Source organism: Streptomyces sp. NPDC046379 (assembly GCF_055587785.1).
In genome coordinates this window covers 28,809-53,725 of record NZ_JBVJFP010000006.1, presented here as the reverse complement: position 1 = coordinate 53,725, position 24,917 = coordinate 28,809, and the positions used below count along the sequence as shown (strand labels likewise).

Below are 24,917 nucleotides of genomic sequence, written 5' to 3'. Positions count from 1 at the left end.
CGCGTTGTGTCCTCACTCAGGGTGTCCACGCCCTGGTTCGACGAGACCGGCGGTGAGAGTTCCTGGCTCCCGGGGTTTCCTGCCCCGGTCACAGTGGCGGGACCGCGCCGGATTCTCACCGGGCTTCCTCTCCTGCCGCCGTACATGGCCCCGGAAGTCCACCACGGGGTTGGAAGGGCCGTCAACTTGCCGTTGACCTGCGGGAGGGGAGTGTGCTGAGGCCCACACCGGCCCCCTTGCGCCCGCCCCTGGTCCCGGAACGCGCGGATGCCCGCCTGCCCCGGCCACCGGTGAGGGCGGCCCGGGCAGGCGGGCGTCGAGGGGAAGGGCCCGAAGGGGGAGCGGGCTGCGAGGGGGGAGGGCTACGCGACGATCAGGTAGATCCCGTACGCCACCGCCGCCGCGCACCCGGCGAAGGCCGCGTAGGCGCCGGTCAGCGCGAGGACCGCGGAGCCGCCGCCGTTGGCCGCGGCGCGCTCACGGCGGGACAGTCCCGCGATGCCGAGGGTGAACAGGCCCACGAGGGCCACGGTGACCACGAGGCTGACGCCGAAGACGGAGCCGAGGGCCGCCCAGTCGATCTTCATGCTGCTTCCGTTCCTTCGTCAGACGGGGGTGGAGGCCGACGGGGCCTTGGAGTCGCTCGCCTGGGCGGGGATCGCCGCCGCCAGTTCCTCCGCCGCGGCGGCGGTGGGCGGCGGGGTGACCGCGGCCATGGCGGTGGTGACCACGCCGGCCGGCTCCTCGGTGTCGTTGACGTTGGTGTGGTCGACGACCTCGCGGCGGGAGATCTTCCAGATGGCGGCGCTGGAGCCGACCAGGAAGACGGCCACGAGCGCGGTGCCCCAGTCGCCGAAGCGGGTGACGACCTCGGCGAGCGCGCCCACCAGGGCGGCGGCCGGCAGGGTCAGGCCCCAGGCGACGAACATCCGGGTGGCGGTGGACCAGCGGACCACGCCGCCCTTGCGGCCCAGGCCCGCGCCCATCACGGCGCCGGAGACCGAGTGCGTGGTGGAGAGGGAGAAGCCGAGGTGGGAGGAGGCGAGGATGACCGTCGCGGCGCTGGTCTGGGCGGCGAAGCCCTGCTGCGGCTGGAGGTCGGTCAGGCCCTTGCCCATGGTGCGGATGATGCGCCAGCCGCCGAGGTAGGTGCCGAGGGCGATGGCCACGCCCGCGGAGAGGATGACCCACATGGGCGGGTCGGAGTCGGGGGCGAGGGTGCCGCCGGCGACCAGGGCGAGGGTGATGATGCCCATCGTCTTCTGGGCGTCGTTGGTGCCGTGGGCGAGGGAGACCAGGCCGGCGGAGGCGATCTGCCCGGCGCGGTAGCCCTTGGCCGAGGCCTCGCCGTCGGCCTTGCGGCCGAGCCGGTACGTCAGCCGGGTGCCGAGCATCGCCGCGACGCCCGCCACCAGCGGGGCGGCGATGGCCGGGATGAGCACCTTGGTGACCAGCGCGTCGCCGTGCACCGCGCCGAAGCCGGCGGAGGCGACGGTGGCGCCGACCAGGCCGCCCATGAGGGCGTGCGAGGAGGACGAGGGCAGGCCCACCAGCCAGGTCAGCAGGTTCCACAGGATCGCGCCGACCAGCGCGGCGAAGATGACCTCGGGACGAATTCCGCTCTCGTCGACCAGGCCCTTGGAGATCGTGTTGGCGACCTCCACCGAAAGGAACGCGCCGACCAGATTGAGGACGGCGGACATGGCCACGGCGACCTTGGGCCGCAGAGCACCGGTGGAGATGGTGGTGGCCATCGCGTTGGCGGTGTCGTGGAAACCGTTCGTGAAATCGAACGCGAGTGCGGTTACCACCACAATCGCGAGGATCAGCGAGATGCCTTCCATTTACCCAGGCAATCGTTCGAGGTCATTGGCTGGACGAACGTAAGTAACCCAGGTGAACGCAAGGTGAACTGAGAAGGGCTTCTGGGTGTCCGTAGGTCGGCTCCGGCCTTCACCAACGATCCTTTGGTGAACCGCTCCACGCCGACGACCCGGCGACGGCCCGGACGCCCCAAGGCCCCTGCCCCGAAAGCCGTTCCGCATCCGGTTCCGCATCCGGCCCGCGGGGCGCCGGAAGGAGACGTTGGTCACCCGCCCGGCCGCCTGGCAGGATCCGCGCCATGGGTGAACCGAAGGGTGAGCGAACGGGTGGGCGGGCACAGCGGGAACGGGCGGCCTGGGAGGCCCTCGTCGCGACGGCCCGGCGCACCGTCGCCGACGGACTGGTCGTCGGCACCTCGGGCAACGTGTCCGTACGCGTCGGCGACGTCGTCCTGGTCACGCCCTCGGGCGTCCCGTACGACCGGCTCACGCCGGACGACCTGACCGGGGTCGACCTCGACGGCCGGCAGGTCCGCGGGACGCTCGTGCCGACCAGCGAACTGCCGATGCACCTCGCCGTCCACCGTACGACCGACGCGCGGGCGGTCGTCCACACCCACGCGGTGCACGCGACGGCGGTCTCGACGCTGGTGACGGAACTGCCGGTGATCCACTACATGACGGCGGCCCTGGGCGGCCCCGTCCGCGTCGCCCCGTACGCGACCTACGGCACGCCCGAACTGGCCGAGAACATGCTGACGGCCCTCACCGGCCGCTCCGGCTGCCTCCTGGCCAACCACGGCACGATCACGTACGGCGCCACCCTGGACCAGGCCTACGACCGCACGGCCCAGCTGGAGTGGATGTGCCGCCTGTGGCTGACGGCCTCCTCGGTACCGGGCCGCAGCCCGTCCCTCCTGACCCCGGACCAGCTTGCGGAGGTGGCCCGGCGGCTGCGCGGGTACGGCCAGCGAGGCGGGTGACCGGGAGGCCGCCTCGAGACGCGCGGCCTCGGGCATGCGGGCCCGGGCGACCCCGGGCCGGTCGGGGCGCCTCGCGCCGGCCGGTCGTGGCTCCTCGCGCCGAGCGGGTGCGGACGGGGCGAGATGCCTGGGGCCTGCGACCGGCGCCCCGCCCCCGACCGCGTCACTCCACCGCGCCACCCCCCCACCCCTCCACTGGCCGCCCCTCCGCCTTGCCGGGACACTGGGTGCCGTGCGCACTGTGCAAGCGGCGGCCGCCGCCGTCACCGCTCTCACGGCGGCCGGAGTCGCGGCCGTCGCCGCCGGCCGGATCGCCGGCGGCGCCGCGCTCAGGCCGTCCGCGGGGCGGCCGCCCGCCGGTGAGCCGCGGCTCATCGTGCACGGCGTCGCCGCGGGCACCGTCACGCTCACCCGGTCCCTCGCCTCCCAGCGGCCCGGCACGTACGGCCTCGCCGGGGAGGGATCGCACGCCGTCGTCGGGCCCGTGCTGCACAGCGTCCCGCACCCCGCCGACACCGTCGTCCGCAGGCTGGAGCGCGTCACCCACGGCGCCCTGGAGCCCGGCGACAAGGTGTGGCTCACCCCCAACCTGCACGTCGGCGACCCCGCCGGCGCCCTCGGCCTGGACCACGCCGACGTCGACGTGCCCGGCGAGCTGGGCCCGCTGCCCGCCTGGTTCCTGCCCGGCGTGCGGGACACCTGGGTGATCACCGTGCACGGGCTCGGCACGACCCGGGAGCACCCCCTCAACCTGCTCCCGCTCCTGCACGGACTGCGCTTCCCCGTGCTCGACCTCGCCCACCGCGGCGACCCCGGCGCGCCCCGCTCGCCCGACGGCCTGCACCACCTCGGCGAGACCGAATGGCGCGACCTGGACGCGGCGATCCGCTACGCCGTGCGCTACGGCGCCCGGCGCATCGTCGTCCACGGCTGGTCCACCGGCGCCACCATGGCGCTGCGCGCCGCCGCCCACTCCCCGGTCCGGGACCGCATCAACGGCCTCGTCCTGGACTCTCCGGTCCTCCACTGGGAGTCCACCCTGCGCGCCCTCGCCGCCGCACACCGCACCCCGGCCGCCCTGCTCCCGCTGGCCGTCCGCGCCGCCCAGGGCCGCACCGGACGCGTCAGCCGCCACGGCGACGACACGACCGGGCCCCCGAACATCCCGACGCTGATCTTCCACGGCCCCGACGACCGGCTCGCCCCCTGGACCCACTCCCGCCTGCTGGCCGCCCGCCGCCCCGACCTCATCCGCCTGCACACCGTCCGCCACGCCCCGCACAACGCCATGTGGAACGCCGACCCCGCCGCCTACGAGGAGACCCTGCGCCGCTTCCTGACCCCGTTCATGTGAGCGCCCGCCGATTCCGTTCAACGCCGGACCACTGACCGGTTATCGCCTCCCGGCAGCGCCGACGCCACCTCCACGGGCCGGTCCCGTGGCCCGCCGTGACATTCCGTTTGGGTTTTCGGACGGTCAGCCGGGAGACTGCACTCGTGACGTCCCGTATCCCGCGCGACTCCAGGCTCCGACTCGTCCGCCCGCGACCCCTGGCCGCCGCCCCCCGAGCGATGAACCAGCGGCGCTCGCGCCGCCCCGCACCCCGCCCGCCGGAGGGCACCCCCGCCCCCTCGGAGCTGGCCGGAATGGCACGCTCCAGGCTGGCCGGCGCGGCCCGCGTCGCCCGCTGGGCCGACGCCGCCCTGCGCCCCGGCGGGGGCAACGGCACCTCCGACGGAAAGGCCACCCTCGCCGACGCGACCGCCGAACGGGCCGCGGCCGAAGTCGGTCTGACGCCCGCCCAGGTCCGCGCCGACTGGGACACCGCCCGCCTCGCCGGTCTCGTCGAGGTGCACGGCGGCAGCGCCCGTCCCGGCTGGCGGCTGCGCGCCTGGGACCGCGACGACAGCGCCGTGCTGCGCGGCTGGGTCGCGCTGTTCGACGCCTGGTCGCTCGCCCACCCGGAACCCGCCGGACAGGAGCCCGCCGCGGTCGCCGAGGTCGTCTCGGCCATGCCGCAGGTGCTCTCCTTCCTCCAGCTGTCCGCCGGCCCGGTCCCCGTCGAACAGCTCCTCGACCTCCTCGCCCAGCGCGTCCGCGAGCTGCGCACCGAACGCTGCGAGGTCCCCTACGGCCCCCAGCGCGAACCGGCCCCGCCCGCCGCGGTCACCGGCGACCCCGCCGAACTGGCCCCCCTGCTCGACTGGGCCCTGTGCGCCCTCGCCTCCGTCGGCGCCCTCACCTACGGCGACGGCCAGGCCACCCTCACCCCGCTCGGCAGCTGGGCGGTCTGGGTCAAGCTGGAGCAGATCTGCGTCGCCGCGCAGAGCCCCGCCGGGAACATCGAGGCCGCCGCCGAGGACATGCTCCGCGGCTGCGCCCAGCTGCGCCCGAACGCCGCCCGCGCCGAGTACCGCGCCTGGCTCGCCGCCCGCCCCGTCGGCAGCGCCGTCACCGAGCTGCTCGACGCCGCCCGCGGCGAGGACGCCCTGCTGCGCGGCCTCGCCTTCGAGGCGCTGCGCGTCGTCGGCGCGCCCGCCGAGCCCGACGTCCGCGCCGTCGTCGACGAGCCGACGCTCAGGCCGTACGCCCTGCTGTGGCTGGCCGAGCACGAGGGCGCCGACCCCGAGGACGCCCACGAGGTGCTCACCCGCGAGGAGGCCACCTGGCTGTGGGTCGACACCGCCGCGGCCGTCGCCGACCACGGCGAGGCGCCGCTGCTGGTGCGGCACCTGGAGTCCGCGGTGCAGCCGACCGTGCCCATGCTGCTGGACGAGGTGCGCGCGGTCGGCCACCCGCGCACGGTGCAGGTGCTGGTCGCCCTCGCCGCCGCCCACCCCGACCCGGCCCTGGCCAAGGCCGTGCGCCGCGCCGCCTTCCAGGTGCACACCGGCGGCTGAGGCGGCTCAGCCCTGCGGCTGGGGCGCGTAGGTGCCGAAGCTCCAGACGTTGCCCTCGGCGTCCCGGGCCATGTAGTCCCGGGAGCCGTAGTCCTGGTCCGTCGGGGGCATCAGGATCGCCACGCCGTGGTCCACGGCACGCTGGTGGTGTGCGTCGACGTCGTCCACGACGACGTACACCCCGGCCGGGCCCGCGCCCTTCATCGCGGCGTCGAAGATCCCGCCGCCGCCCTTCGAGCCGATCATCACCGCGCCGTTGCCCTGCGCCAGCTCGGCGTGCAGCACCGTGCCGTCCGGCCCCTCGTACACGGACAGCTCGGTGAAGCCCAGCGCCTCGGTGAGCTGCCGGATCGCCGCCTTCGCGTCCGCGTACAGCAGCGTCGGGTACACGCTCGGCCGTCCGCCGTTCACCTCTGCCATGCCGATCACTCCCTCGTCCGCCGGTTCCCGGCCGCTCCCTACCGGCCGCCAAAACCCCTTGCGCGGCCCCGTTAGACTTGGGCCCATGGCCATTCTCCTCGCGCATTAGACGGCGGGAACGTCCTCAGCCGCCCACCGCCACCCTCCCCCACTCTCGGCTTCGCTCGAGCGGGGGGACCCCCACCGCCCTGGAGTCTGTCCGTGATCTCCGCCTCCGGTATCGAGCTGCGCGCCGGTGCGCGCGTCCTCATCGAGAACGCCACCTTCCGCGTCGCCAAGGGCGACCGCATCGGCCTCGTCGGCCGCAACGGCGCCGGCAAGACGACCCTCACCAAGTGTCTCGCCGGCGAGGGCATCCCCGCAGCCGGAACCATCACCCGCTCCGGCGAGGTCGGCTACCTCCCGCAGGACCCCCGCACCGGCGACCTCGACATGCTCGCCCGCGACCGCATCCTCTCCGCCCGCGGACTGGACGTACTGATCCGCAAGATGCGGGAGAACGAACAGCGCATCGCGGGCGGCCAGGGCGCCACGCGCGAGAAGGCGCTCAAGCAGTACGAGCGCCAGGAGACGGAGTTCCTCACCAAGGGCGGATACGCCGCCGAGGCCGAGGCCGCCACCATCGCCGCCGCGCTGAACCTGCCCGACCGCGTGCTCGGCCAGCCGCTGCACACCCTCTCCGGCGGTCAGCGCCGCCGTATCGAGCTGGCCCGCATCCTGTTCTCCGACGCGGACACCCTGCTGCTCGACGAGCCGACCAACCACCTCGACGCCGACTCCATCGTCTGGCTGCGCGACTACCTCAGGACCTACCGCGGCGGCTTCATCGTCATCAGCCACGACGTCGACCTGGTCGAGACGGTCGTCAACAAGGTGTTCTACCTGGACGCCAACCGCGCCCACATCGACATCTACAACATGGGCTGGAAGCTCTACCAGCAGCAGCGCGAGGCGGACGAGAAGCGCCGCAAGCGCGAGCGGCAGAACGCCGAGAAGAAGGCTGCCGCGCTCAACGCGCAGGCCGACAAGATGCGCGCCAAGGCCACCAAGACGGTCGCCGCGCAGAACATGGCCCGGCGCGCCGAGAAGCTGCTGTCCGGCCTGGAGGCGGTCCGCCAGTCGGACAAGGTCGCCAAGCTGCGCTTCCCCGACCCCGCCCCCTGCGGACGCACGCCGCTGACCGCCGAGGGCCTGTCCAAGTCGTACGGCTCGCTGGAGATCTTCACCGACGTCGACCTGGCCATCGACAAGGGCTCCCGCGTGGTCATCCTCGGCCTCAACGGCGCCGGCAAGACCACTTTGCTGCGCCTGCTGGCCGGCGTCGAGAAGCCCGACACCGGACAGGTGATCCCCGGCCACGGCCTCAAGCTCGGCTACTACGCCCAGGAGCACGAGACCCTCGACCCGGGCCGCACGGTGCTGGAGAACATGCGCTCCGCCGCGCCCGACATGGATCTGGTCGAGGTGCGCAAGGTGCTCGGCTCGTTCCTGTTCTCCGGCGACGACGTGGACAAGCCGGCCGGGGTCCTCTCCGGCGGCGAGAAGACCCGGCTCGCCCTCGCCACCCTCGTGGTGTCCTCGGCGAACGTGCTGCTGCTGGACGAGCCCACCAACAACCTCGACCCGGCCAGCCGGGAGGAGATCCTCGGCGCGCTGCGCACCTACCAGGGCGCCGTCGTCCTCGTCACCCACGACGAGGGCGCGGTCGAGGCGCTCCAGCCGGAGCGGATCATCCTGCTGCCCGACGGCGTCGAGGACCTGTGGGGCTCCGACTACGCGGACCTCGTCGCCCTGGCGTGACCGAACGGACGGTCGACGGCGGATGGATCTTTCGGCCGATCCGTGATCCATCATCTGTGTGAGACGTCCTCGTACCCAGGTGTGTCGAGGTTGTGCCCCCCGCGTGGGCGACGGCCGGACCCGGCGACGTCGGGGGCCCGGCCGTCGCACGTTTCTGACCTGGAACTTCGCTGAACAACCCGTTCGGGTGTACGGACGCCTGCCTCTGGGAATTCGTGATTCCGCATGTGTGGACCGGCTCCCGTCGTCAAAACCTTCTCGCACGGACCTTGCCGAATGGGTGGCCATGTCGGCCCGGAGGGGTGATCATGAGGAGACCAGAGCGCACTTCCCATGAGGAGGCACGGGTGGCCGAGACTCTGAAGAAGGGCAGCCGGGTGACCGGCGCCGCGCGCGACAAGCTCGCGGCAGACCTGAAGAAGAAGTACGACGCCGGTGCGAGCATCCGGGCGTTGGCCGAGGAGACCGGCCGCTCGTATGGCTTTGTGCACCGCATGCTCAGCGAGTCGGGCGTCACGCTCCGTGGGCGTGGCGGGGCGACGCGGGGCAAGAAGGCCACTTCGGCCTGACGCCCCGGGCGGCCCCTTCGTCTCCGATGGTGGCCACCCGGTCTGTCAGCCGACCGACCGGGTGGTTACTGTGCAGTCACTTAGCTTCGCTTCGCTGACCGCACTCATCGGAGGCGCCCCATGGCTTCGCCCGACCACGACCTCGTACCCCTGCTCGACAAGGACGGGGTGCGGCTCACCGTCGACGACGCGATCGCCACGGTGACGCTGACCAACCCCGCCAAGCGCAATGCGCAGAGCCCCGCCCTGTGGCGGGCGCTCGCCGAGGCGGGGCGGCTGCTCCCGGGCGCCGTCCGGGTGGTCGTGCTGCGCGCCGAGGGCAAGTCGTTCTCGGCGGGGCTCGACCGGCAGGCGTTCACGCCCCAGGGCTTCGACGGCGAGCCGTCGTTCCTCGACCTCGCACGGGGTTCGGACGCCGAGCTGGACGCGACCATCGCCGAGTACCAGGAGGCCTTCACCTGGTGGCGGCGCAGCGACATCGTCTCCGTCGCCGCAGTCCAGGGACATGCCATCGGAGCCGGCTTCCAGCTCGCCCTCGCCTGCGACCTGCGCGTCGTCGCGGACGACGTGCAATTCGCCATGCGCGAGACCAGCCTCGGCCTCGTCCCCGACCTGACGGGCACCCACCCCTTGGTGGGCCTCGTCGGATACGCCCGCGCGCTCGAGATCTGCGTCACGGGCCGCTCCGTCCCGGCCGAGGAGTCGGTGCGCTGGGGCCTGGCGAACATCGCGGTCCCCGCCGCCGAGCTGGACGCGGCGGTCCAGGACCTGACCTCGGCCCTGCTCGCGGCCCCCCGCGACGCGGTCATCGAGACGAAGGCCCTGCTCCAGTCCGCCCGGACGCAGACGTACGAGTCCCAGCGCGCCGCCGAACGCGCCGCCCAGGCCCGCCGCCTGCGCGACCTCGCGGGAATCGGCGAGTAGCCCTGCCCTGCCCTGCCCTGCCCGGCCCTGCCCTGCCCTGCCCTGCCCTGCCCGGCCCTGCCCTGCCCTGCCCGGCCCGGCCCGGCCCGGCCCGGCCCGGCCCGGCCCTGCCCGGCCCGGCCCTGCCCGGACCGGGCTCGGCAGGCCGCACGCCGTGCGTGCCCCGGCCGCCGGTCCCACCGACCCACGCCCTTCCGGGTGACCGGCCCCGCGCCGCGCCGGTGCCGCCACCGGCAGCTCGGGCCGCGGCGTGGGCCCGTGCCCTGCCCGGACCTCCCGCGTTCGAGGCGGGATCGGCGTGACAGGGGCGGGTCGCCCGGACACGTGGGGACGTCCCGGGCCCCGGTCGTGTCACCGGGGTGGCCGTCGCCCGGTCGGCCGATGGGCCGGTCATGCGGTCGGCGGCAGGGCGGAGCGACGCCGGCCGCGCGGCGCTCCGTCAGCTCACCGACGTCACCAGCACCGCCACCGACGGGTGGTCCGGCAGACAGTCGCCCACGCGGGTGCGGACCGCCCGGGCCACGTCCACGGCGCGGTGGTCGGCGCGGACCGCGAGTTCCAGCCAGACATGGCGGCGCGGCAGAGAGGCGTCGCCCGTCCGGGCGCCCGGCTCGAAGTGCACGGCGCGGCCCACGCCGCCCAGGGTGCCGGTCAGCCGGGCCACGCCCGGGACCGTCAGGGCCGCGTCCGCCACCAGGCGCTCGTCCGGGGCCACGGGGTCGACGGGCTCCGGAGGTTCCGGAGACGGCTCCTGGTCCGAAGCGCTCCGAGCGTCCTCGGAAGCGTCGTCCAGCAGGTCGGTCGCCCGCAGGTCGATCTCCGCGACCGTCAGCCCCAGCCGCCGCGTCGCCGCCGTCAGCAGCGCCGTGCGCAGCCGCTCGGCCGTCGCGGGCAGCGGCTCCGCCGCCGTCGCCGCGAAGTCCGCCGTCACCCGCAGCGGCCCCGGAGGCAGGGCGGCGGGCGGCTGCGGCACCGCCGGGTCGTAGGTGTGCCCCGGATCGGCGAGCGCGATCCGCAGCCGCCCCGGCCGCACCCCGGGCACCGCGCCCGCGGCGGCCCGCAGCACCGCCCGCGCCACGCCGTCCGCGATCCACGCCCCGTCACCCGGTCCGCCCAGCGGCAGGGATCTGCCGAGGGCCAGCTGCTGTCGTACCGTCCGCGTCCATCGGTCCGCCGTCATTCCTCCAGCCTGCCGCATAGATGGCGCGCCCTCGCGCAACCCGGCTTACGGTGGTCGAAGAACGACGACCGAAAGGGACGTACGGCGATGAGCGAGACAACTGAGCAGAACCGGACACAGATCCCGGACGGCGGCACGGAGGTCCGCAGGGCCACCAGGCGCGGCGGCGGCGACGCGGCGACCCGGGGGCGGACCACCATCGCCGACGGGGTCGTGGAGAAGATCGCCGGACTGGCGGCCCGCGACGTCGTGGGCGTCCACGCCATGGGCAGTGGACTCAGCCGTACCTTCGGCGCCGTACGCGACCGGGTGCCCGGCGGGTCCAAGGCGGTGACGCGCGGCGTCAAGGCCGAGGTCGGCGAGAAGCAGACCGCGCTCGACCTGGAGATCGTCATCGAGTACGGCGTGTCGATCGCCGACGTCGCCCGCGACGTGCGGGAGAACGTCGTCACGGCGGTGGAGCGGATGACCGGCCTGGAGGTCGTCGAGGTCAACATCGCCGTCAGCGACGTGAAGCTGCCGGAAGAAGAGGAAGAGGAGCCGGAGTCCCGGCTCCAGTGACGCGTCGGCGACCGGGCGACCGGACCACTGAAGGTCCGGTGCACCGGACCGCTGACCGGACCCACTGAGGGGAGTGCACCTTGAGCATGGCCGTTGTCGGCATGATCGCCGGAATGGCGCTGGGGTTCGCCGGGTATTTCGGCGGGTTCGGGGCCTTCCTGCTGGTGGCCGCCCTGGGCGCCATCGGGTTCGTCGTCGGGCGGTTCCTCGAAGGGGACCTCGACGTCGGCGACCTGTTCCGTTCGCGCGCCGACCGGCGGCGGTGACGCCGGTGAGCACCGAGGCAGGCGCGGCCCGCCTCCCGGCGGGGGCCGTGCCGCCGGCCGAGCGCGGCGCCACGACCGTCGCCGACCGCGTCGTCGCGAAGATCGCCGCCCAGGCCGCCCGCGAGGCGGCCGGACCGCTGCCGCCGGACGCCGCCCGCCCGCACGCCACCGTCGTCGTCCGCCCCCACGCCCGGCGCCGCCCGGACGTGGGGACCCCGCTCGACGCCGCGCACGTGCACGTCCACCTCGAACTCGGCTACCCGGGCGACATCGGCTCCCGCTGCCGCGAGGTGCGCCGGCACGTCACCGAACGCGTCGGCACGCTGACGGGCATGGCGGTCCCGGAGGTCGCCGTCCGCGTCGAGCGGCTGCACCCGACGGCGGCACACGGCGCCGCGCACGGCAAGGCGGGCGACGTCGGGCCCGGTCCGGCACAGGGGAGGATCCGATGAGCCAGCCGCTGCCCACGGGGGGCGCCGAGCGGCGACCGCCGGTCCTGGAGAAGACCGGCGCGACCGCGGCCGGCCAGGCCGGTCCGCCGGCCAAGGCGCTTCCCTCCGACGCGGCCTCCGCCGACGCGACCCCGGTCCCGGACGGCCGCGCCCACCGCTTCTGGTCGGCGCGCCGCGTCCCGGCGGGCGTCACCGCCCTGTTGCTGCTCCTCGTCACGGGCGCCTTCCTCTACGACGTCGCCGCCGTGCGCGCCGGCCGCGACGCCATGGCCTGGCGCCGGGAACTCGCCGCACAGCTCGCCGAACGCCCCCTCGACGACCTCTGGGCGCTGGCCGGAGCCGGCCTCGCCGCCGCCCTGGGCCTGTGGCTGCTGCTCCTCGCGCTCACGCCCGGACTGCGCGGCCTGCTGCCCATGCGGCGCACCCACCCGGCCGTGCGCGCCGGACTGCACCGCCCCGCCGCCGCGATCGTGCTGCGCGACCGGGCGATGGAGGTGGCCGGAGTGCAGGCGGCCCGGGTCGCCATGGGCCGCCGCCGGGCCGACGTGCGGGCGGTCTCGCACTTCCGTGAACTGGACGACGTACGCGCCGACCTGGAGGCCGCGCTCACCGACGCGATCGGGGAACTGGGCCTGGCCCGGCGCCCCGCGCTGAAGCTGCGGGTCCGGCGGCCCGGCCGGAAGGGGTGAGGGCGGTGCTGCGAACCGTCAACCGTGTACTGCTGGCCCTCGCCGGGCTCGCGCTGCTCGCCCTGGGCGGCGCGGTGCTCGCCGTCGGGCTCGGGGCGAAGCCGCCCTCCTGGTGGCTGCACGACGGCCCGGACGACGTGCTGCTCACCGCGGCCGAGCGGACCCGGTGGCGGGAGGACGGCTGGTGGTGGCCGGTCGTCCTCGCCGCGCTCGCCGTGCTCCTCCTGCTCGCCCTCGGGTGGCTGGCCGCCAACCTGCGCCGCCGCCGGCTGCACGAGGTGCTCGTCGACACCGGCGACGGCGAGAGCGCGCTGCTGCGAGGCAGGGCCCTGGAGGACGCGATCGCCGCCGAGGCCGTGGGGCTGGACGGCGTCGACCGCGCCCACGTCCGCCTCACCGGCCGCCGGGAGTCGCCCTCGGCACGCGTACGGCTCGTGCTGGAACCCCACGTCGACCCCGCCACCGCCCTGCGCCACCTCACCGCCCACGCCCTGGCGCACGCCCGGGAGTCGGCCGCGCTGGACCGTCTCCCGGCGGAGGTCAGGCTCAGGGCGGTCGGACACGGCGCGGAACGGGTCGGCTGACGCGCGCAGAAGCCGTGCCGCACCCGCTCCGCCGACCCCGGGGGCGACCCGGATCGCCGCCGATCACGGCCGAGCGGGCCGACCCGCCGAGAACCCGTGCCGCCGCCGCTCACTGGCCGTGCGGCACCGCTCAGAACCCGTGCCGCACCCCGCCGTCCACCGGCAGCATCACGCCGGTCACGTACGACGCCGCGGGGGACAGCAGGAACGCCGCCGCCCGGCCGAACTCCCGCGGGCTGCCGTACCGCCGCAGCGGGATGCGGGACTCGGCGGCGATCCGGGTCGCCTCGGGGTCGGCGGACAGGGCGTCCAGCTCGCGGACCCGGTCGGTGTCGATGCGGCCGGGCAGCACGCCGACCACGCGGATGCCGCGCGGCCCCAGTTCGTCCGCCAGCGACTTGGCGAAGCCCGCGAGACCGGGGCGCAGCCCGTTGGAGACGGTCAGCCCCGGAATGGGCTCGTACACCGAGCCCGACAGCACGAAGGCGATGACGCCGCCCTCCTCCAGCTCCGCCGCCGCGGCGCGGGCCAGCCGCACCGCGCCGAGGAACACCGACTCGAACGCCGCCCGCCACTGCTCGTCGGTGTTGTCGGCGGCGAACCCGGCGGGCGGCCCGCCGACGCTGACGAGGATGCCGTCGAAGCCGCCGAACCGTTCCCGCGCGGCGGCGATCAGCCGGGCCGGCGCCTCCGGGTCGGCGTTGTCCACGGCCACCCCGTGCGCGTTCGCGCCCAGCTCCGCCGCGGCCTCGGCCACCCGCTGCTCGTCCCGCCCGGTCACGACGACCTTCGCCCCCTCGGCCACCAGCTCGCGCGCGGAGGCGTTGCCGAGGCCGCGGGTGGCCCCGGTGACGACGTACACCCGGTCCTTCAGTCCAAGATCCATGGCCCTATCCTGCCCCGAGCGCGTCGCCGCCCGTGCCGTACAGGGCGAAGGCGGTGTTCACCAGGCCGATGTGGCTGAAGGCCTGCGGGAAATTGCCCAGTTGCCGGCCGGTCGCCGGGTCGTACTCCTCCGCCAGCAGCCCCACGTCGTTGGTCAGTCCCACCAGCCGTTCGAACAGCTCCCGGGCCTCCTCGGTGCGGCCCGTCAGATGCAGCGCGTCCGCCAGCCAGAACGTGCAGGCCAGGAAGGTGCCCTCGCCGCCGGGCAGCCCGTCGACCACGGTGTCGTCGGTGCTGTAGCGGTGCAGGAGGCCGTCGTGCCCCAGCTCCCGGCGGACCGCCTCGATGGTGCCGCGCACCCGCGGGTCGTCCGGCGGCAGGAAGCCCACGCGCGGGATGAGCAGCAGCGCGGCGTCCAGTTCCTTGGAGCCGTACGACTGGGTGAAGGTGTTGCGCTCCGGGTCGTAGCCCCGCTCGCACACCTCGCGGTGCACCTCCTCGCGCATCGCCCGCCAGCCGTGCAGATCGCCCTTCAGCTCCGGGAACCGCTCCATCGTGCGCACCGCGCGGTCGGCGGCCACCCACACCATCACCTTGGAGTGCACGAACTGCCGCCGCCCGCCGCGCACCTCCCACAGCCCCTCGTCCGGCTGCCGCCACTCCTCGCACAGGAACCGCATCATGGAGCACTGCAGCGCCCACATGTGCTGCTTGACCGACAGGCCGGCGTCGCGGCCCAGCGACAGGGAGTCCATCACCTCGCCGTACACGTCCAGTTGGAGCTGGCGCACCGCGTCGTTGCCGATCCGCACCGGCCGTGAGTGGCCGAAGCCGCTCAGCCAGGGCAGCACCGTCTCCGGGAGCCGCCGCTCGCCCGCGACCCCGTACATGATCTGCAGGTCCGCGGTGTTCCCGGCGACCGCGCGCAGCAGCCAGTTGCGCCACGCCTCGGCCTCCTCGTGGTAGCCCGCCGACAGCAGGGCGCCCAGGGTGAGGGTGGCGTCGCGCAGCCAGCAGTAGCGGTAGTCCCAGTTGCGCACCCCGCCCAGCTCCTCGGGCAGGGAGGTGGTGGCGGCGGCCACGATGCCGCCGGTGGGCGCGTAGGTGAGGGCCTTGAGGGTGATGAGCGAGCGCAGCACGGTGTCGCGGTGCGGGCCGTCGTACCGGCACCGCGCCGACCAGGCCCGCCAGTCGGCGACGCTGGTGCGCAGCGCCTCGTACGGGTCGACCTGCTCGGGCCGCGGCTCGTGCGAGGGATGCCAGGTCAGGACGAACGCGACCTTCTCCCCGGGCCCGACGGTGAACTCCGAGTGGGTGCCGTACGACTCGCCCCAGGTCTCCACCTGCGGTTCGCTGCGCAGCCACGCCGAGTCGGGACCGGCGACGGCGACCCGGTGGCCGTCGGTGCGGCGCATCCAGGGCACGACGGAGCCGTAGTCGAAGCGCAGCCGCAGCGTGCTGCGCACGGTGACCCGGCCGCTGAGGCCCTCGACGATGCGGACGACGTCGGGGGCGCGGTCGCGCTGCGGCATCAGGTCGGTGACCCGGACGCTGCCGTCCGGGGTGTCCCACTCGGTGTCCAGGACGAGCGTCTCGGGGCGGTACGCGCGGCGCGTGCACGGGCCGCGCACGCCCTTCGGGGCGATCCGCCAGTGGCCGTTCTCCTCGTTGCCGAGGAGCCGGGCGAAGCAGGCGGCGGAGTCGAAGCGGGGCAGGCAGAGCCAGTCGATGGAACCGTCCCGGCCGACGAGCGCGGCCGTCTGTTCGTCGCCGATGAGGGCGTAGTCCTCGATGCGGTTGTCGACGTGGTTGCCGATGCGGTCGTGGATGCCGGTGTCGGGGCCGTTCTCGGTGGGCGGATGCACGCGGATCGGGTTCCCGGAGGGGGGCGGGGGCAATCCGGGGAACCGACCGGGAGGGCGAGACGTGGCGCACGGTGTGCCCGGAGGGCCTCCGAGCGCCCGTTGCGCCGCGTGCGTGTCAGACGCGCGCCGACTCCGTCCGGGCCGGCTCCCCGTCGCCGCCCTCGCCGTTGCCGTCGTCCGCGCGCCCGGCCGCCGCCCGGTCCCGGACCTCGCGGCGGACCAGGATCACCCAGCCGACCGGCACGCCCGCGCTGAACAGCCACCACTGGATGGCGTAGGCGAGGTGGTTGCCGATGGCGTCGTGGTCGGGCGCGGGGATCGGCTCGGGTCCGGCGCCCTTCGGCAGGGGGGAGGTCAGCTCGACGTAGCCGCCGAGGACCTGCCTGCCGAGCCGCTCCTGCTGCTGCTCGCTGCTGATCAGCATGACCTGGCGGTCGGGCAGGTCCTGGAGGTCCTTGATGCCGCTCTCGGCCGTGGTCTGGTCCCGCATCAGCCGGCCGGTGACGGTGATCTCGCCGCGCGGCGGGGCCGGGACCTCGGGGAACGCGGTCTGCGTCGGGCCCGCCGGCACCCAGCCGCGGTTGACCAGCAGGACCTTGCCGTCCCGGAGGACGAACGGCGTCAGCACGTGGAAGCCGACCTTGTCGTCGGCGTTGGTGCGGCGGCGGACGACGACCTCGCGCGCGGGGTCGAAGCGGCCGGCGCCGGTCACCCGGCGGTAGAGGTCCGCGTCCTTCACCTCGGCGCCGGGCGCGGTCAGCGACTCGACGGGCACGGGGTCGGCGGCCAGGGAGTCGGCGATCACCTGGTTCAGGGCGACGCGGTGCTGGTGCCGGTGCAGCTGCCAGAAACCCAGCTCGATCATCGTCGGGACGAGCGCGAGGACGACGAGGGTGAGGATCACCCACTGCCGGGTCAACAGGAAGCGGTACACCCCACGACCGTACCTCTCGGCCGCGGGGTGCTCGGCGGGGGGTGCCCCGGGGCGCCTCAGCGGGTCTCGGGGCGCCCCGGGAGGGCTTGTCTAGACCCGGTCGACGATCCCCGCCCTCCCCTCCGCGCGGGCGCAGTGCGCACCGCAGTACCAGTGGCCGTCGGCCTCGACTCCCTGGCCGATGATCTGCACCCGGCAGTGCTCGCAGATCGGCGCCATCCGGTGGATCGCGCAGGAGAAGCAGTCGAAGACGTGCACCGCGCCCTGCGCGTGCACCTCGAAGGTCATTCCGTAGTCATTGCCGCATACTTCGCATCTCGCCATGCGCCACAGGGTGAGCCGTGCGCGCGGCCCGGGCGAGCGGGCGGCGGGCGAGTCGCCCGGCAATCACCCGTCCGTACGGTCACGGCCCCGACGCCGGCTCCACATCGCCGAGCAGCTGCCCGAACGCCGCCTCGTCCACCACCGGCGTGCCGAACTGGCGCGCCTTGACCACCTTGGACGTGCCCGAGTCCGGGTCGTTGGTGACCAGGAGGCTGGTCAGCCGGGACAGGCTGGTGGCGACGTGCAGCCCGGCCTCGGTCGCCCGGTCCTCCAGCAGCTCGCGCTCGACCGAGGTGTCCCCGGAGAAGGCCACCCGCATGCCCTGCTTGAGTCGTTTGCCCACTTCGTACCGGCCCGGGTTGGGATACGGGCACGCGGGCCGCTTGCGCGCGGGACGCCAGCTGCCGGGCCGGTAGCCGCCGCCGGGGCCCCCGCCGTACCCGCCGCCGTATCCGCCGCGGCCGCCCGGCTGCTGCCCGATCAGCGGCGCCGGCCGCTCGGCCCACTCGGTCAGCGGCCGGCACTCGTGCAGCGGCAGCCGCACCCCGCCCTCGGCGGCGGCCCGCAGGCTCGGCCGGAACGCCTCCGCCAGCACCCGCGCGTCGTCCAGCGCGTGGTGCGCCCGCCGCTGCACGACGCCGAAGTGCGCGGCCAGCGACTCCAGCTTGTGGTTGGGCAGCGGCAGCTGAAGGGCTTTCGACAGCGCGATGGTGCACAGCCGCTGACGCACCGGGGCCTCGCGCTCCGCGCGCGCGTACTCACGGGCGATCATCTGCCAGTCGAACACGGCGTTGTGCGCGACGAGCACCCGGCCCGCCAGCCGCGCCGCGAACTCCTCGGCGATGTCGGCGAACAGGGGCGCGCCCTCCAGCACGTCGCTCGTCAGACCGTGGATCCACACGGGCCCCGGATCGCGCTCCGGGTTGACCAGGGTGTACCAGTGGTCCTCGACCTCGCCGCGTCCGTCGAGCCGGTAGACGGCCGCGGAGATGATGCGGTCGTCGCGGGCCAGTCCGGTGGTCTCCACGTCAACGACCGCGTATCCGGCGGGATACGCGGCCGGCCACTCCGTGCGGGAGGACGCTGTGGTGGTGTGGTCTTCGAGCATGGTCCATGAGGATACGGGCCGCGACTGACACCGCGGTCCGTCAGGTCGCCGCCAGGGCCCGCCCGTTCGAGCACGGCCCGCCCGGACCGGGTCACCTGTTCGGAGGGCCGGCCCACCCGGACCGGGCCGCCCGTTCGAGGACCGCCCCGCCCGGACCGGGCGTCCGTTCGCCTGGCCGGCCCGTCCGTTCGAGGCGGCGGGTCGGTGCGCTCCCGGCCGCGCGCGGGGTGCCATCCTCCGAACGTGACCGAACCGAACCCCGCCGGGGAGCGCCGGGGCACACTGGGGGAGCGCCTGAACCGGCTGCGCGCTGCGGTGCTGGGCGCCAACGACGGCATCGGCTCCACCGCGGGCCTCGTCGTCGGCGTGGCCGGCGCCACCGACGACCGCTCCGCGTTGCTGACGGCCCGTCTGGCCGGGCTGCTCGCCGGCTCGATGTCGATGGCGGCGGGGGAGTACGTCTCGGTCTCCACCCAGCGGGACTCCGAGAAGGCCGCGCTGGCCGTGGAACGGCGCGAGCTGAGGGAGCGGCCGGAGGCGGAGCCGGCCGAGCTGACGGACCTGCCGGCACGGCGAGGGCTGACGCGGGAGGTGGCCCGGGAGGCGGCGGTCCAGCTGACGGAGCGGGACGCGCTGCGGGCGCACGCGCGCGTGGAGCTCGGCACCGACCCCGACGAACTCACCAACCCCTGGCACGCCGCCTGGGCCGGCTTCCTCGCTTTCACGGCGGGCGCGCTGCTGCCGTTGCTCGCCATCGTCCTGCCGCCGGCCGAGTGGCGGCTGGCGGTGACGGTGGGCTCGGTGCTGACGGCCCTGGCCGCCACGGGCTGGAGCAGCGCCCGCCCGGGGGCCGCCCCGCCGGCACGCGCGGTGACGCGGAACGTCGTGGGCGGGGCGGTGGCGATGGGGGTCACGTACGCGGCGGGGAGCCTGCTGGACGTGGCGGGGGTATGACGCGCGAGTCGTCCATTGGCGGAGATGGCCAACCGGCAAGCGCTTACCTCCGGTAATACTTATCGGTAACAACGTCTAGCCGCGGCAGGTTTCCCGGTCCTACGGTGCAGCCATGCCGAACCTCCCCAACGTCGTGCTGTGGTCCATCCCCGCCTTCGTGCTGCTCGCCGTCGTCGAGATGATCAGCGTCCGGCTCCATCCCGACGACGACGCGGCCGGGTACGACGCCAAGGACGCCGCCACCAGCGTCACCATGGGGCTCGGCAGTCTCGTGTTCGACCTGCTGTGGAAGATCCCCGTCGTCGCGATCTACACGGCCGTCTACGAACTCACCCCGCTGCGCGTGCCGGTGCTGTGGTGGACGGTCGCGCTGATGCTCCTCGCACAGGACTTTTTCTACTACTGGTCCCACCGGGGACACCACGTCGTCCGCATCCTGTGGGCCTGTCACGTCGTCCACCACTCCAGCCGCAGGTTCAACCTCACCACCGCCCTGCGCCAGCCGTGGACCTCCCTGACCGTCTGGCCGTTCTACGTCCCCCTGGTCGCCGCCGGCGTGCACCCGGCCGCCCTCGCCTTCTGCTCCTCGGCGAACCTGGTGTACCAGTTCTGGATCCACACCGAGCGGATCGACAGGATGCCCCGCTGGTTCGAGGCCGTCTTCAACACCCCGTCCCACCACCGGGTGCACCACGCCTCCCAGGGCGGCTATCTGGACCGCAACTTTGGCGGCATCCTCATCGTCTGGGACCGCCTCTTCGGTTCCTTCACCGCGGAGCGGGAGCGCCCGGTGTACGGGCTGACCAAGAACATCGACACGTACAACCCGCTGAAGGTGGCCACCCACGAGTACGTGGCCATCGCCAAGGACCTGCGCCGTGCGACGGGTTGGCGCGAGCGCACGGGCCGCCTGTTCCGGGGCCCGGGCTGGCAGCCGGCGCCCGCAGCGGCGGCGGGACCCGCGGTGCCGGGACCCGCGACGGCGGGACCCGCGGCGCCGACGCCGGGCCGCGTCACCCCGCTCGCGCCGGCCGACGAGAACCCGGCCGCGTGAGCGCTGCCCGCGCGCTGCTCGTCGCCTTCTTCTGTGCCGCCCTCGCCGACCTGGCCTTCCTCGCCGCCGGCTTCACCCCCGGCCACGTGGCGGTCAAGCCGCTGCTGATGCCGTTGCTCGCCGGCTGGGCCGCCCGCTCCGGCGCTCCCCGGCCGCTCGTCGCCGCCCTGCTGTGCGGGTGGGCCGGGGACACGCTGCTGCTGTGGGACGCCGAGCCCGCCTTCCTCGCCGGGATGGCCTGCTTCGCCGTCGGGCACGTGTGCTACCTGATCCTCTTCGCGCGGTACGGCGGCCCCACGCACCCGCGTGCCGTCCCGGCCGCCCTCGCCTACTCCGCCGCCCTCGCCGTCACGGTCGCCCTGCTCGCCCCCGGTCTCCCGTCCGGCCTACGAGTCCCCGTCGCCGTCTACAGCGCCCTGCTCACCGCCATGGCCTGCACGGCCGCCGTCCGCCTCGGCGTCGCCGCCGGAACCGGGGGCGCGCTGTTCATGCTCTCCGACACCCTCATCGCCACCGGCGTCGCCGACCGGCCGCAGCCTCCCCGGCCCGACCTGTGGATCATGCTCACGTACCTGGCCGCGCAGTACCTCCTGGCGCGCGGCACGACAAGGGCGCGGCCGGTGCAGCACCGGCCGCGCCCCTGACCGCGTGGGTTACTTCACCGCGCGCAGCGCGTTCACGATGCCGGCGCCGTAGAAGCCGTTGGCGCGCGTGCCGCCCTTGCACACCGCGTCCTGCGTGCCGTCGCCGTTCTGGTCGTAGGACTCGGGGCAGGCGGTCGCGTCGGCCTGGGCCTTCAGCAGGGCCTGCAGCTGAGCCGGGGACGCCCACGGGTGCTCGGACTTGAGCAGCGCGGCGACGCCCGCGGCGTGCGGCGACGCCATCGAGGTGCCCTGGAGGAAGCCGTACGCGTTGTTCGGCATGGTCGACAGGATGCGGCCGTTCTTCGACGGCGTGTCCGGGATCTGGTAGAGCCGGTCGCCACCGGGCGCGGCCACGTCGACGACGCCGCGGCCGTACGAGGAGTAGTACGACTTGAGGTTGCTGACGCCCGTGGCGCTGACCGTGACGATGCCCGGCAGCTGGGTCGGCACGTCGAAGCACTCGTGCGGGTCGATCGTGCGCTCGACCGGCGTGGAGTCGTCCGGGCTGGAGTCGTCGACGATCGCGTCGGCGTCCAGGTCGTGGTTGGAGTTGCCGGCCGACGCCAGGTGCAGCGTGCCCTTGGCCTGCGCGTACAGCTGGGCCCGGTTGACCGCGTCGACGATGGCCCGCTGGTCGGGGTCGTCCATGCAGTTGTACAGCCACGGGTCGACGTAGTAGCTGTTGTTCGTGATCTCGACGCCGTGGTCGGCGGCGAAGACGAACGCGCAGACGACGTTCTCCGGGTAGAAGAGTCCGTCGTTGGGGTCGCTGACCTTGATGCTGGAGACCTTCACGCCCGGCGCGACGCCAGCGACGCCGATGCCGTTGCGGGCCGCGGCGATCTCGCCGGCGACGTGCGTGCCGTGGTAGTCGTTCGCGGTGTACGGCCGCCAGGCGCCCTCGCTGGTGTCCGCGACGCCGCCCACGCAGTTGGCGGACTGGCCCGCGGAGAAGTTCGGGGCGAGGTCCGGGTGGGTGTCGTCCACGCCGGTGTCGATGACCGCGACGGTCACCTTGGAGCTGCCCGGGTTGATCCGCGCGGCCCGGTCGGCGCCGATGGCCCGCAGGTCCCACTGGTCGGCCTCGAGCGGCTCGGCGCCGTCCTCGGCGGCGGCCTCGACCTTCGCGGCCTCCGCGTCCGTCAGATAGTCGGCCGCGCCCATGTCCGTCGTGCCCTGGGCGACCAGCGGCGAGGTGCGCGTGGCGCCCGCGGACTGCACTCCGCGCACCGCGCGCATCGCCTCGCCGAACTCCGGGTTCGCCGAGTGCGCGACGATCACGCCGATGCGGTCGTACGTCGTCACGACCGTGCCGCCCGCGGCGACGACGGCCTTCTCGACGGACGCGATCGTGCGCCGGTCCACCTTGGTGTTGACGACGTACGCCAGGTTCGCCGCCTCCGCCGTCCGGGCGCCGGTCTCCGCGAGCGGGGCGGCCGAGGCGGCGGCGGGCAGGAAGCCGAGGGAGGCGGTCAGCGACAGCACGACGGGCACGGCGAGCGCGAGCCGACGTCTGGAACGCAGATGAGCCATGGGGTCTCCACATCATCCGGGAAACGAGAGTCCGCCCGAGGCACAGATGGGCCTTGGGCAGGTGCATGACGAACAGTGCACGCCGAAGCTATCCCCCGAACTTGCTGGCCAGCAATGACTTCCGGGCGCGAGTTCGAAAAGACTGCGGACGACTTGAACCGGCACCCGCGTCGCGCCGTGACGTTGAGCAGGGAGGCCGCGCATGAGCGAGCCCCCTGTCGGATCACCGCCGGAGCGCCTAACATCACCGCCCGGTCATGTGATCCACATCACTATGACGCATGAGCCGTTCCCTGTCCGTCGTACGAGGAGACTCCGTGGCCACCGACGCACCGCCCCCCTCGAAACCAGTTCACCGACTCCCCTCGCCCGAGGAGTTCGTCGAGGTGCACGAGAGCGCGGAGTTCGGTGATCTGCGCCGCTCCTACCGCTCCTTCGCCTTTCCGCTGACCGTCGGCTTCATCGCCTGGTACCTGCTGTACGTGCTGCTGTCCAACTACGCGGGCGGCTTCATGGGCACGAAGCTGTTCGGCAACATCAACGTCGCCTTCGTCCTCGGCGTCGCCCAGTTCGTCACCACGTTCCTCATCGCCTGGTGGTACTCCCGGCACGCCGCCGCGGAGCTGGACCCGAAGGCCGAGGCCATCAAGACCCGGATGGAGGGCGGCGCATGAGCCCCGCACAGCAGACCGTGATCCTCGCCGCCAACGAGGCCAGCGAGCACCGGCCGCTCATCATCACCCTGTTCGCACTGTTCGTCGTCGCGACCCTGTTCATCACCGTCTGGGCCGGCCGCCAGACCAAGGACGCCGCCGACTTCTACGCCGGCGGACGCTCCTTCAGCGCCTTCCAGAACGGCCTGGCCGTCTCCGGCGACTACATGTCGGCCGCGTCCTTCCTCGGCATCGCGGGCGCCATCGCCCTCTTCGGCTACGACGGCTTCCTCTACTCCATCGGCTTCCTGGTCGCCTGGCTGGTGGCCCTGCTGCTGGTCGCCGAGCCGCTGCGCAACTCCGGCCGCTACACAATGGGCGACGTCCTCGCCTACCGCATGCGCCAGCGCCCGGTGCGCACCGCGGCCGGCACCTCCACCATCGTCGTGTCGATCTTCTATCTGCTCGCCCAGATGGCCGGCGCGGGCGTCCTGGTCTCCCTGCTGCTCGGCATCACCTCCGACGCCGGCAAGATCCTCATCGTCGCCCTCGTCGGCATCCTGATGATCATGTACGTCTCCATCGGCGGCATGAAGGGCACCACCTGGGTCCAGATGGTCAAGGCCGTGCTGCTCATCGGCGGCACGATCCTCATTACGTTCCTGGTGCTGCTGAAGTTCAACTTCAACGTCTCCGACCTGCTCGGCGAGGCCGCCGAGAACAGCGGCAAGGGCGCCGCCTTCCTGGAGCCCGGACTCCAGTACGGCGCCACCGGCACCTCCAAGCTGGACTTCATCTCCCTCGGCATCGCCCTGGTCCTGGGCACCGCGGGCCTGCCGCACATCCTGATCCGCTTCTACACCGTGCCCAACGCCAAGGCCGCCCGTAAGTCGGTGAACTGGGCCATCGGCATCATCGGCGCCTTCTACCTGATGACCATCGCCCTCGGCTTCGGCGCCGCCGCGCTGATCTCCCAGGACGAGATCATCGCGTCCAACCCGTCCGGCAACACCGCGGCCCCGCTGCTCGCCCTCCACCTGGGCGGCGTCGACTCCGCGTGGGGCGCGATCCTGCTCGCCACCATCTCGGCGGTGGCCTTCGCGACGATCCTCGCCGTGGTCGCCGGCCTCACCCTGGCCTCGTCCTCGTCGTTCGCCCACGACATCTACGCCAACGTCATCAGGAAGGGTCAGGCCACCGAGAAGGAGGAGGTCCGGGCCGCCCGCCTGGCCACCATCGGCATCGGCGTCGTCTCCATCGCCCTGGGCGCCCTCGCCCGCGACCTCAACGTCGCCGGCCTGGTCGCGCTGGCCTTCGCGGTCGCCGCCTCCGCCAACCTGCCGACCATCCTCTACAGCCTGTTCTGGAAGCGCTTCACCACCCAGGGCGCGCTGTGGTCGATCTACGGCGGCCTCATCGTCGCCGTCGGCCTGGTGCTGTTCTCCCCGGTCGTCTCCGGCGACCCGAAGGCGATGTTCCCGGACGTCGACTTCGCTTGGTTCCCGCTCAAGAACCCGGGCATCATCTCCATCCCGTTCGGCTTCCTGATGGGCTGGCTCGGCACCGTCCTGTCGAAGGAGGAGCCCGACGCCAAGAAGTTCGCCGAGCTGGAGGTCCGGTCCCTGACCGGCACCGGAGCGCACTGACACGCGTCGCACCGCGTACCGACGGCCGCGCCGTGGGGGCCTGCTGGTGGGTTCCCGCGGCGCGGCCGCGCCGTTCTCCGTGGGATGCGGGCGTCCCGCGTTGTCGGTGCGGTCGCGTAGGCTCGCAGGTGTCGTAGAAGAAGTGCTCCGCGATCCGCTGAGGGA

At 73.8% G+C, this 24,917-nt stretch carries 26 protein-coding genes and 1 riboswitch; of the genes, 16 read left to right on the top strand and 10 right to left on the bottom strand.

All coding sequences use genetic code 11. From position 1 onward, the window contains the following. Positions 1–37 precede the first annotated feature (37 nt). A riboswitch (cobalamin riboswitch) is annotated at positions 38–178 on the bottom strand. A gap of 184 nt (positions 179–362) precedes the next feature. Together ACZ6KF_RS12920 and ACZ6KF_RS12915 are read right to left on the bottom strand one after the other, a co-directional pair. Next, positions 363–587, bottom strand: a complete 225-nt coding sequence (locus tag ACZ6KF_RS12920; RefSeq protein WP_469238455.1) for a hypothetical protein — start codon at positions 585–587, stop codon at positions 363–365. Between the two features lie 18 nt (positions 588–605). After that, on the bottom strand, positions 606–1,844 hold the full coding sequence (locus ACZ6KF_RS12915) for an inorganic phosphate transporter (RefSeq protein ID WP_356633004.1): 1,239 nt from the start codon (positions 1,842–1,844) through the stop codon (positions 606–608). A 278-nt stretch (positions 1,845–2,122) separates the two neighbouring features. Between ACZ6KF_RS12915 and ACZ6KF_RS12910 the strand changes: the two genes are divergently transcribed. The 3 genes from ACZ6KF_RS12910 to ACZ6KF_RS12900 all read left to right on the top strand — a co-directional run bounded on the left by ACZ6KF_RS12910 (position 2,123) and on the right by ACZ6KF_RS12900 (position 5,707). After that, positions 2,123–2,806: a class II aldolase/adducin family protein gene (locus ACZ6KF_RS12910; RefSeq protein ID WP_469238454.1), complete on the top strand. Its 684-nt coding sequence runs from the start codon at positions 2,123–2,125 to the stop codon at positions 2,804–2,806. A 232-nt stretch (positions 2,807–3,038) separates the two neighbouring features. After that, on the top strand, positions 3,039–4,160 hold the full coding sequence (locus tag ACZ6KF_RS12905) for an alpha/beta hydrolase family protein (RefSeq protein WP_469238453.1): 1,122 nt from the start codon (positions 3,039–3,041) through the stop codon (positions 4,158–4,160). Positions 4,161–4,303: 143 nt separating this feature from the next. After that, the gene (locus tag ACZ6KF_RS12900; RefSeq protein WP_469238452.1) at positions 4,304–5,707 is read left to right on the top strand and encodes a hypothetical protein; all 1,404 of its coding nucleotides are present in this window, start codon (positions 4,304–4,306) and stop codon (positions 5,705–5,707) included. Between the two features lie 6 nt (positions 5,708–5,713). Here ACZ6KF_RS12900 and ACZ6KF_RS12895 read toward each other — a convergent pair whose 3' ends face one another. Then, a complete protein-coding gene (locus ACZ6KF_RS12895; protein WP_356632996.1) occupies positions 5,714–6,127 on the bottom strand; it encodes a VOC family protein in 414 nt (137 codons plus the stop codon). Between the two features lie 201 nt (positions 6,128–6,328). Between ACZ6KF_RS12895 and abc-f the strand changes: the two genes are divergently transcribed. From abc-f to ACZ6KF_RS12880, 3 genes are all read left to right on the top strand, one after another. Then, positions 6,329–7,927 carry a ribosomal protection-like ABC-F family protein gene (gene abc-f / locus ACZ6KF_RS12890; RefSeq protein WP_356632994.1) on the top strand — a complete coding sequence of 533 codons (1,599 nt, stop codon included), beginning with the start codon at positions 6,329–6,331 and terminating at the stop codon, positions 7,925–7,927. A gap of 347 nt (positions 7,928–8,274) precedes the next feature. Next, a complete protein-coding gene (locus ACZ6KF_RS12885) occupies positions 8,275–8,496 on the top strand; it encodes a helix-turn-helix domain-containing protein (protein ID WP_003976983.1) in 222 nt (73 codons plus the stop codon). A gap of 120 nt (positions 8,497–8,616) precedes the next feature. Then, complete coding sequence (locus ACZ6KF_RS12880) at positions 8,617–9,420, top strand: enoyl-CoA hydratase/isomerase family protein (RefSeq protein ID WP_469238451.1); 804 nt, start codon at positions 8,617–8,619, stop codon at positions 9,418–9,420. Between the two features lie 439 nt (positions 9,421–9,859). On the opposite strand, the gene ACZ6KF_RS12875 is transcribed toward ACZ6KF_RS12880, so the two are convergent. Continuing rightward, positions 9,860–10,600 (bottom strand): nucleopolyhedrovirus P10 family protein, encoded by a 741-nt coding sequence (locus ACZ6KF_RS12875; protein WP_469160293.1) that lies wholly within the window; start codon positions 10,598–10,600, stop codon positions 9,860–9,862. A gap of 87 nt (positions 10,601–10,687) precedes the next feature. Here ACZ6KF_RS12875 and ACZ6KF_RS12870 point away from each other — a divergent pair, with 87 nt between their 5' ends. The 5 genes from ACZ6KF_RS12870 (at position 10,688) to amaP (ending at position 13,152) form a co-directional block, all read left to right on the top strand. Continuing rightward, entirely contained in the window at positions 10,688–11,161 is a 474-nt protein-coding gene (locus tag ACZ6KF_RS12870) for an Asp23/Gls24 family envelope stress response protein (protein WP_356632988.1), read from the top strand. A gap of 80 nt (positions 11,162–11,241) precedes the next feature. Further along, complete coding sequence (locus tag ACZ6KF_RS12865; protein ID WP_356632986.1) at positions 11,242–11,427, top strand: hypothetical protein; 186 nt, start codon at positions 11,242–11,244, stop codon at positions 11,425–11,427. After that, a complete protein-coding gene (locus tag ACZ6KF_RS12860) occupies positions 11,424–11,879 on the top strand; it encodes an Asp23/Gls24 family envelope stress response protein (RefSeq protein WP_469160294.1) in 456 nt (151 codons plus the stop codon). The genes ACZ6KF_RS12865 and ACZ6KF_RS12860 overlap by 4 nt, the downstream gene beginning before the upstream one ends. Beyond that, the gene (locus tag ACZ6KF_RS12855) at positions 11,876–12,568 is read left to right on the top strand and encodes a DUF6286 domain-containing protein (RefSeq protein ID WP_469238450.1); all 693 of its coding nucleotides are present in this window, start codon (positions 11,876–11,878) and stop codon (positions 12,566–12,568) included. Before ACZ6KF_RS12860 ends, ACZ6KF_RS12855 begins: the two co-directional genes overlap by 4 nt. Beyond that, positions 12,565–13,152 (top strand): alkaline shock response membrane anchor protein AmaP, encoded by a 588-nt coding sequence (gene amaP / locus ACZ6KF_RS12850; protein WP_469238449.1) that lies wholly within the window; start codon positions 12,565–12,567, stop codon positions 13,150–13,152. The genes ACZ6KF_RS12855 and amaP overlap by 4 nt, the downstream gene beginning before the upstream one ends. 130 nt (positions 13,153–13,282) lie before the next feature. On the opposite strand, the gene ACZ6KF_RS12845 is transcribed toward amaP, so the two are convergent. The 5 genes from ACZ6KF_RS12845 to ACZ6KF_RS12825 form a co-directional block, all read right to left on the bottom strand. Beyond that, positions 13,283–14,038: an SDR family oxidoreductase gene (locus tag ACZ6KF_RS12845; protein ID WP_356632978.1), complete on the bottom strand. Its 756-nt coding sequence runs from the start codon at positions 14,036–14,038 to the stop codon at positions 13,283–13,285. Positions 14,039–14,042: 4 nt separating this feature from the next. After that, positions 14,043–15,854, bottom strand: a complete 1,812-nt coding sequence (locus ACZ6KF_RS12840) for a glycoside hydrolase family 15 protein (RefSeq protein WP_356633110.1) — start codon at positions 15,852–15,854, stop codon at positions 14,043–14,045. Between the two features lie 163 nt (positions 15,855–16,017). Further along, positions 16,018–16,836 carry an SURF1 family cytochrome oxidase biogenesis protein gene (locus ACZ6KF_RS12835; protein ID WP_469175547.1) on the bottom strand — a complete coding sequence of 273 codons (819 nt, stop codon included), beginning with the start codon at positions 16,834–16,836 and terminating at the stop codon, positions 16,018–16,020. Positions 16,837–16,926: 90 nt separating this feature from the next. Beyond that, positions 16,927–17,160: a hypothetical protein gene (locus ACZ6KF_RS12830; protein ID WP_356632974.1), complete on the bottom strand. Its 234-nt coding sequence runs from the start codon at positions 17,158–17,160 to the stop codon at positions 16,927–16,929. A gap of 79 nt (positions 17,161–17,239) precedes the next feature. After that, positions 17,240–18,268, bottom strand: coding sequence for a DEDDh family exonuclease (locus ACZ6KF_RS12825; protein ID WP_469160298.1), 1,029 nt, complete (start codon positions 18,266–18,268; stop codon positions 17,240–17,242). Positions 18,269–18,511: 243 nt separating this feature from the next. Between ACZ6KF_RS12825 and ACZ6KF_RS12820 the strand changes: the two genes are divergently transcribed. The 3 genes from ACZ6KF_RS12820 to ACZ6KF_RS12810 all read left to right on the top strand — a co-directional run bounded on the left by ACZ6KF_RS12820 (position 18,512) and on the right by ACZ6KF_RS12810 (position 20,920). Next, a complete protein-coding gene (locus ACZ6KF_RS12820; RefSeq protein ID WP_469238448.1) occupies positions 18,512–19,222 on the top strand; it encodes a VIT1/CCC1 transporter family protein in 711 nt (236 codons plus the stop codon). Between the two features lie 112 nt (positions 19,223–19,334). Next, positions 19,335–20,276: a sterol desaturase family protein gene (locus ACZ6KF_RS12815; RefSeq protein ID WP_356632968.1), complete on the top strand. Its 942-nt coding sequence runs from the start codon at positions 19,335–19,337 to the stop codon at positions 20,274–20,276. Continuing rightward, positions 20,273–20,920, top strand: coding sequence for a lysoplasmalogenase (locus ACZ6KF_RS12810; protein ID WP_356632966.1), 648 nt, complete (start codon positions 20,273–20,275; stop codon positions 20,918–20,920). The genes ACZ6KF_RS12815 and ACZ6KF_RS12810 overlap by 4 nt, the downstream gene beginning before the upstream one ends. Before the next feature lie 9 nt (positions 20,921–20,929). On the opposite strand, the gene ACZ6KF_RS12805 is transcribed toward ACZ6KF_RS12810, so the two are convergent. After that, positions 20,930–22,453, bottom strand: coding sequence for a S8 family peptidase (locus ACZ6KF_RS12805; protein WP_356632964.1), 1,524 nt, complete (start codon positions 22,451–22,453; stop codon positions 20,930–20,932). Between the two features lie 317 nt (positions 22,454–22,770). Here ACZ6KF_RS12805 and ACZ6KF_RS12800 point away from each other — a divergent pair, with 317 nt between their 5' ends. Then, on the top strand, positions 22,771–23,127 hold the full coding sequence (locus ACZ6KF_RS12800) for a DUF485 domain-containing protein (RefSeq protein WP_469160302.1): 357 nt from the start codon (positions 22,771–22,773) through the stop codon (positions 23,125–23,127). Then, positions 23,124–24,752, top strand: coding sequence for a solute symporter family protein (locus ACZ6KF_RS12795; RefSeq protein WP_356632960.1), 1,629 nt, complete (start codon positions 23,124–23,126; stop codon positions 24,750–24,752). The genes ACZ6KF_RS12800 and ACZ6KF_RS12795 overlap by 4 nt, the downstream gene beginning before the upstream one ends. Positions 24,753–24,917 lie beyond the last annotated feature (165 nt).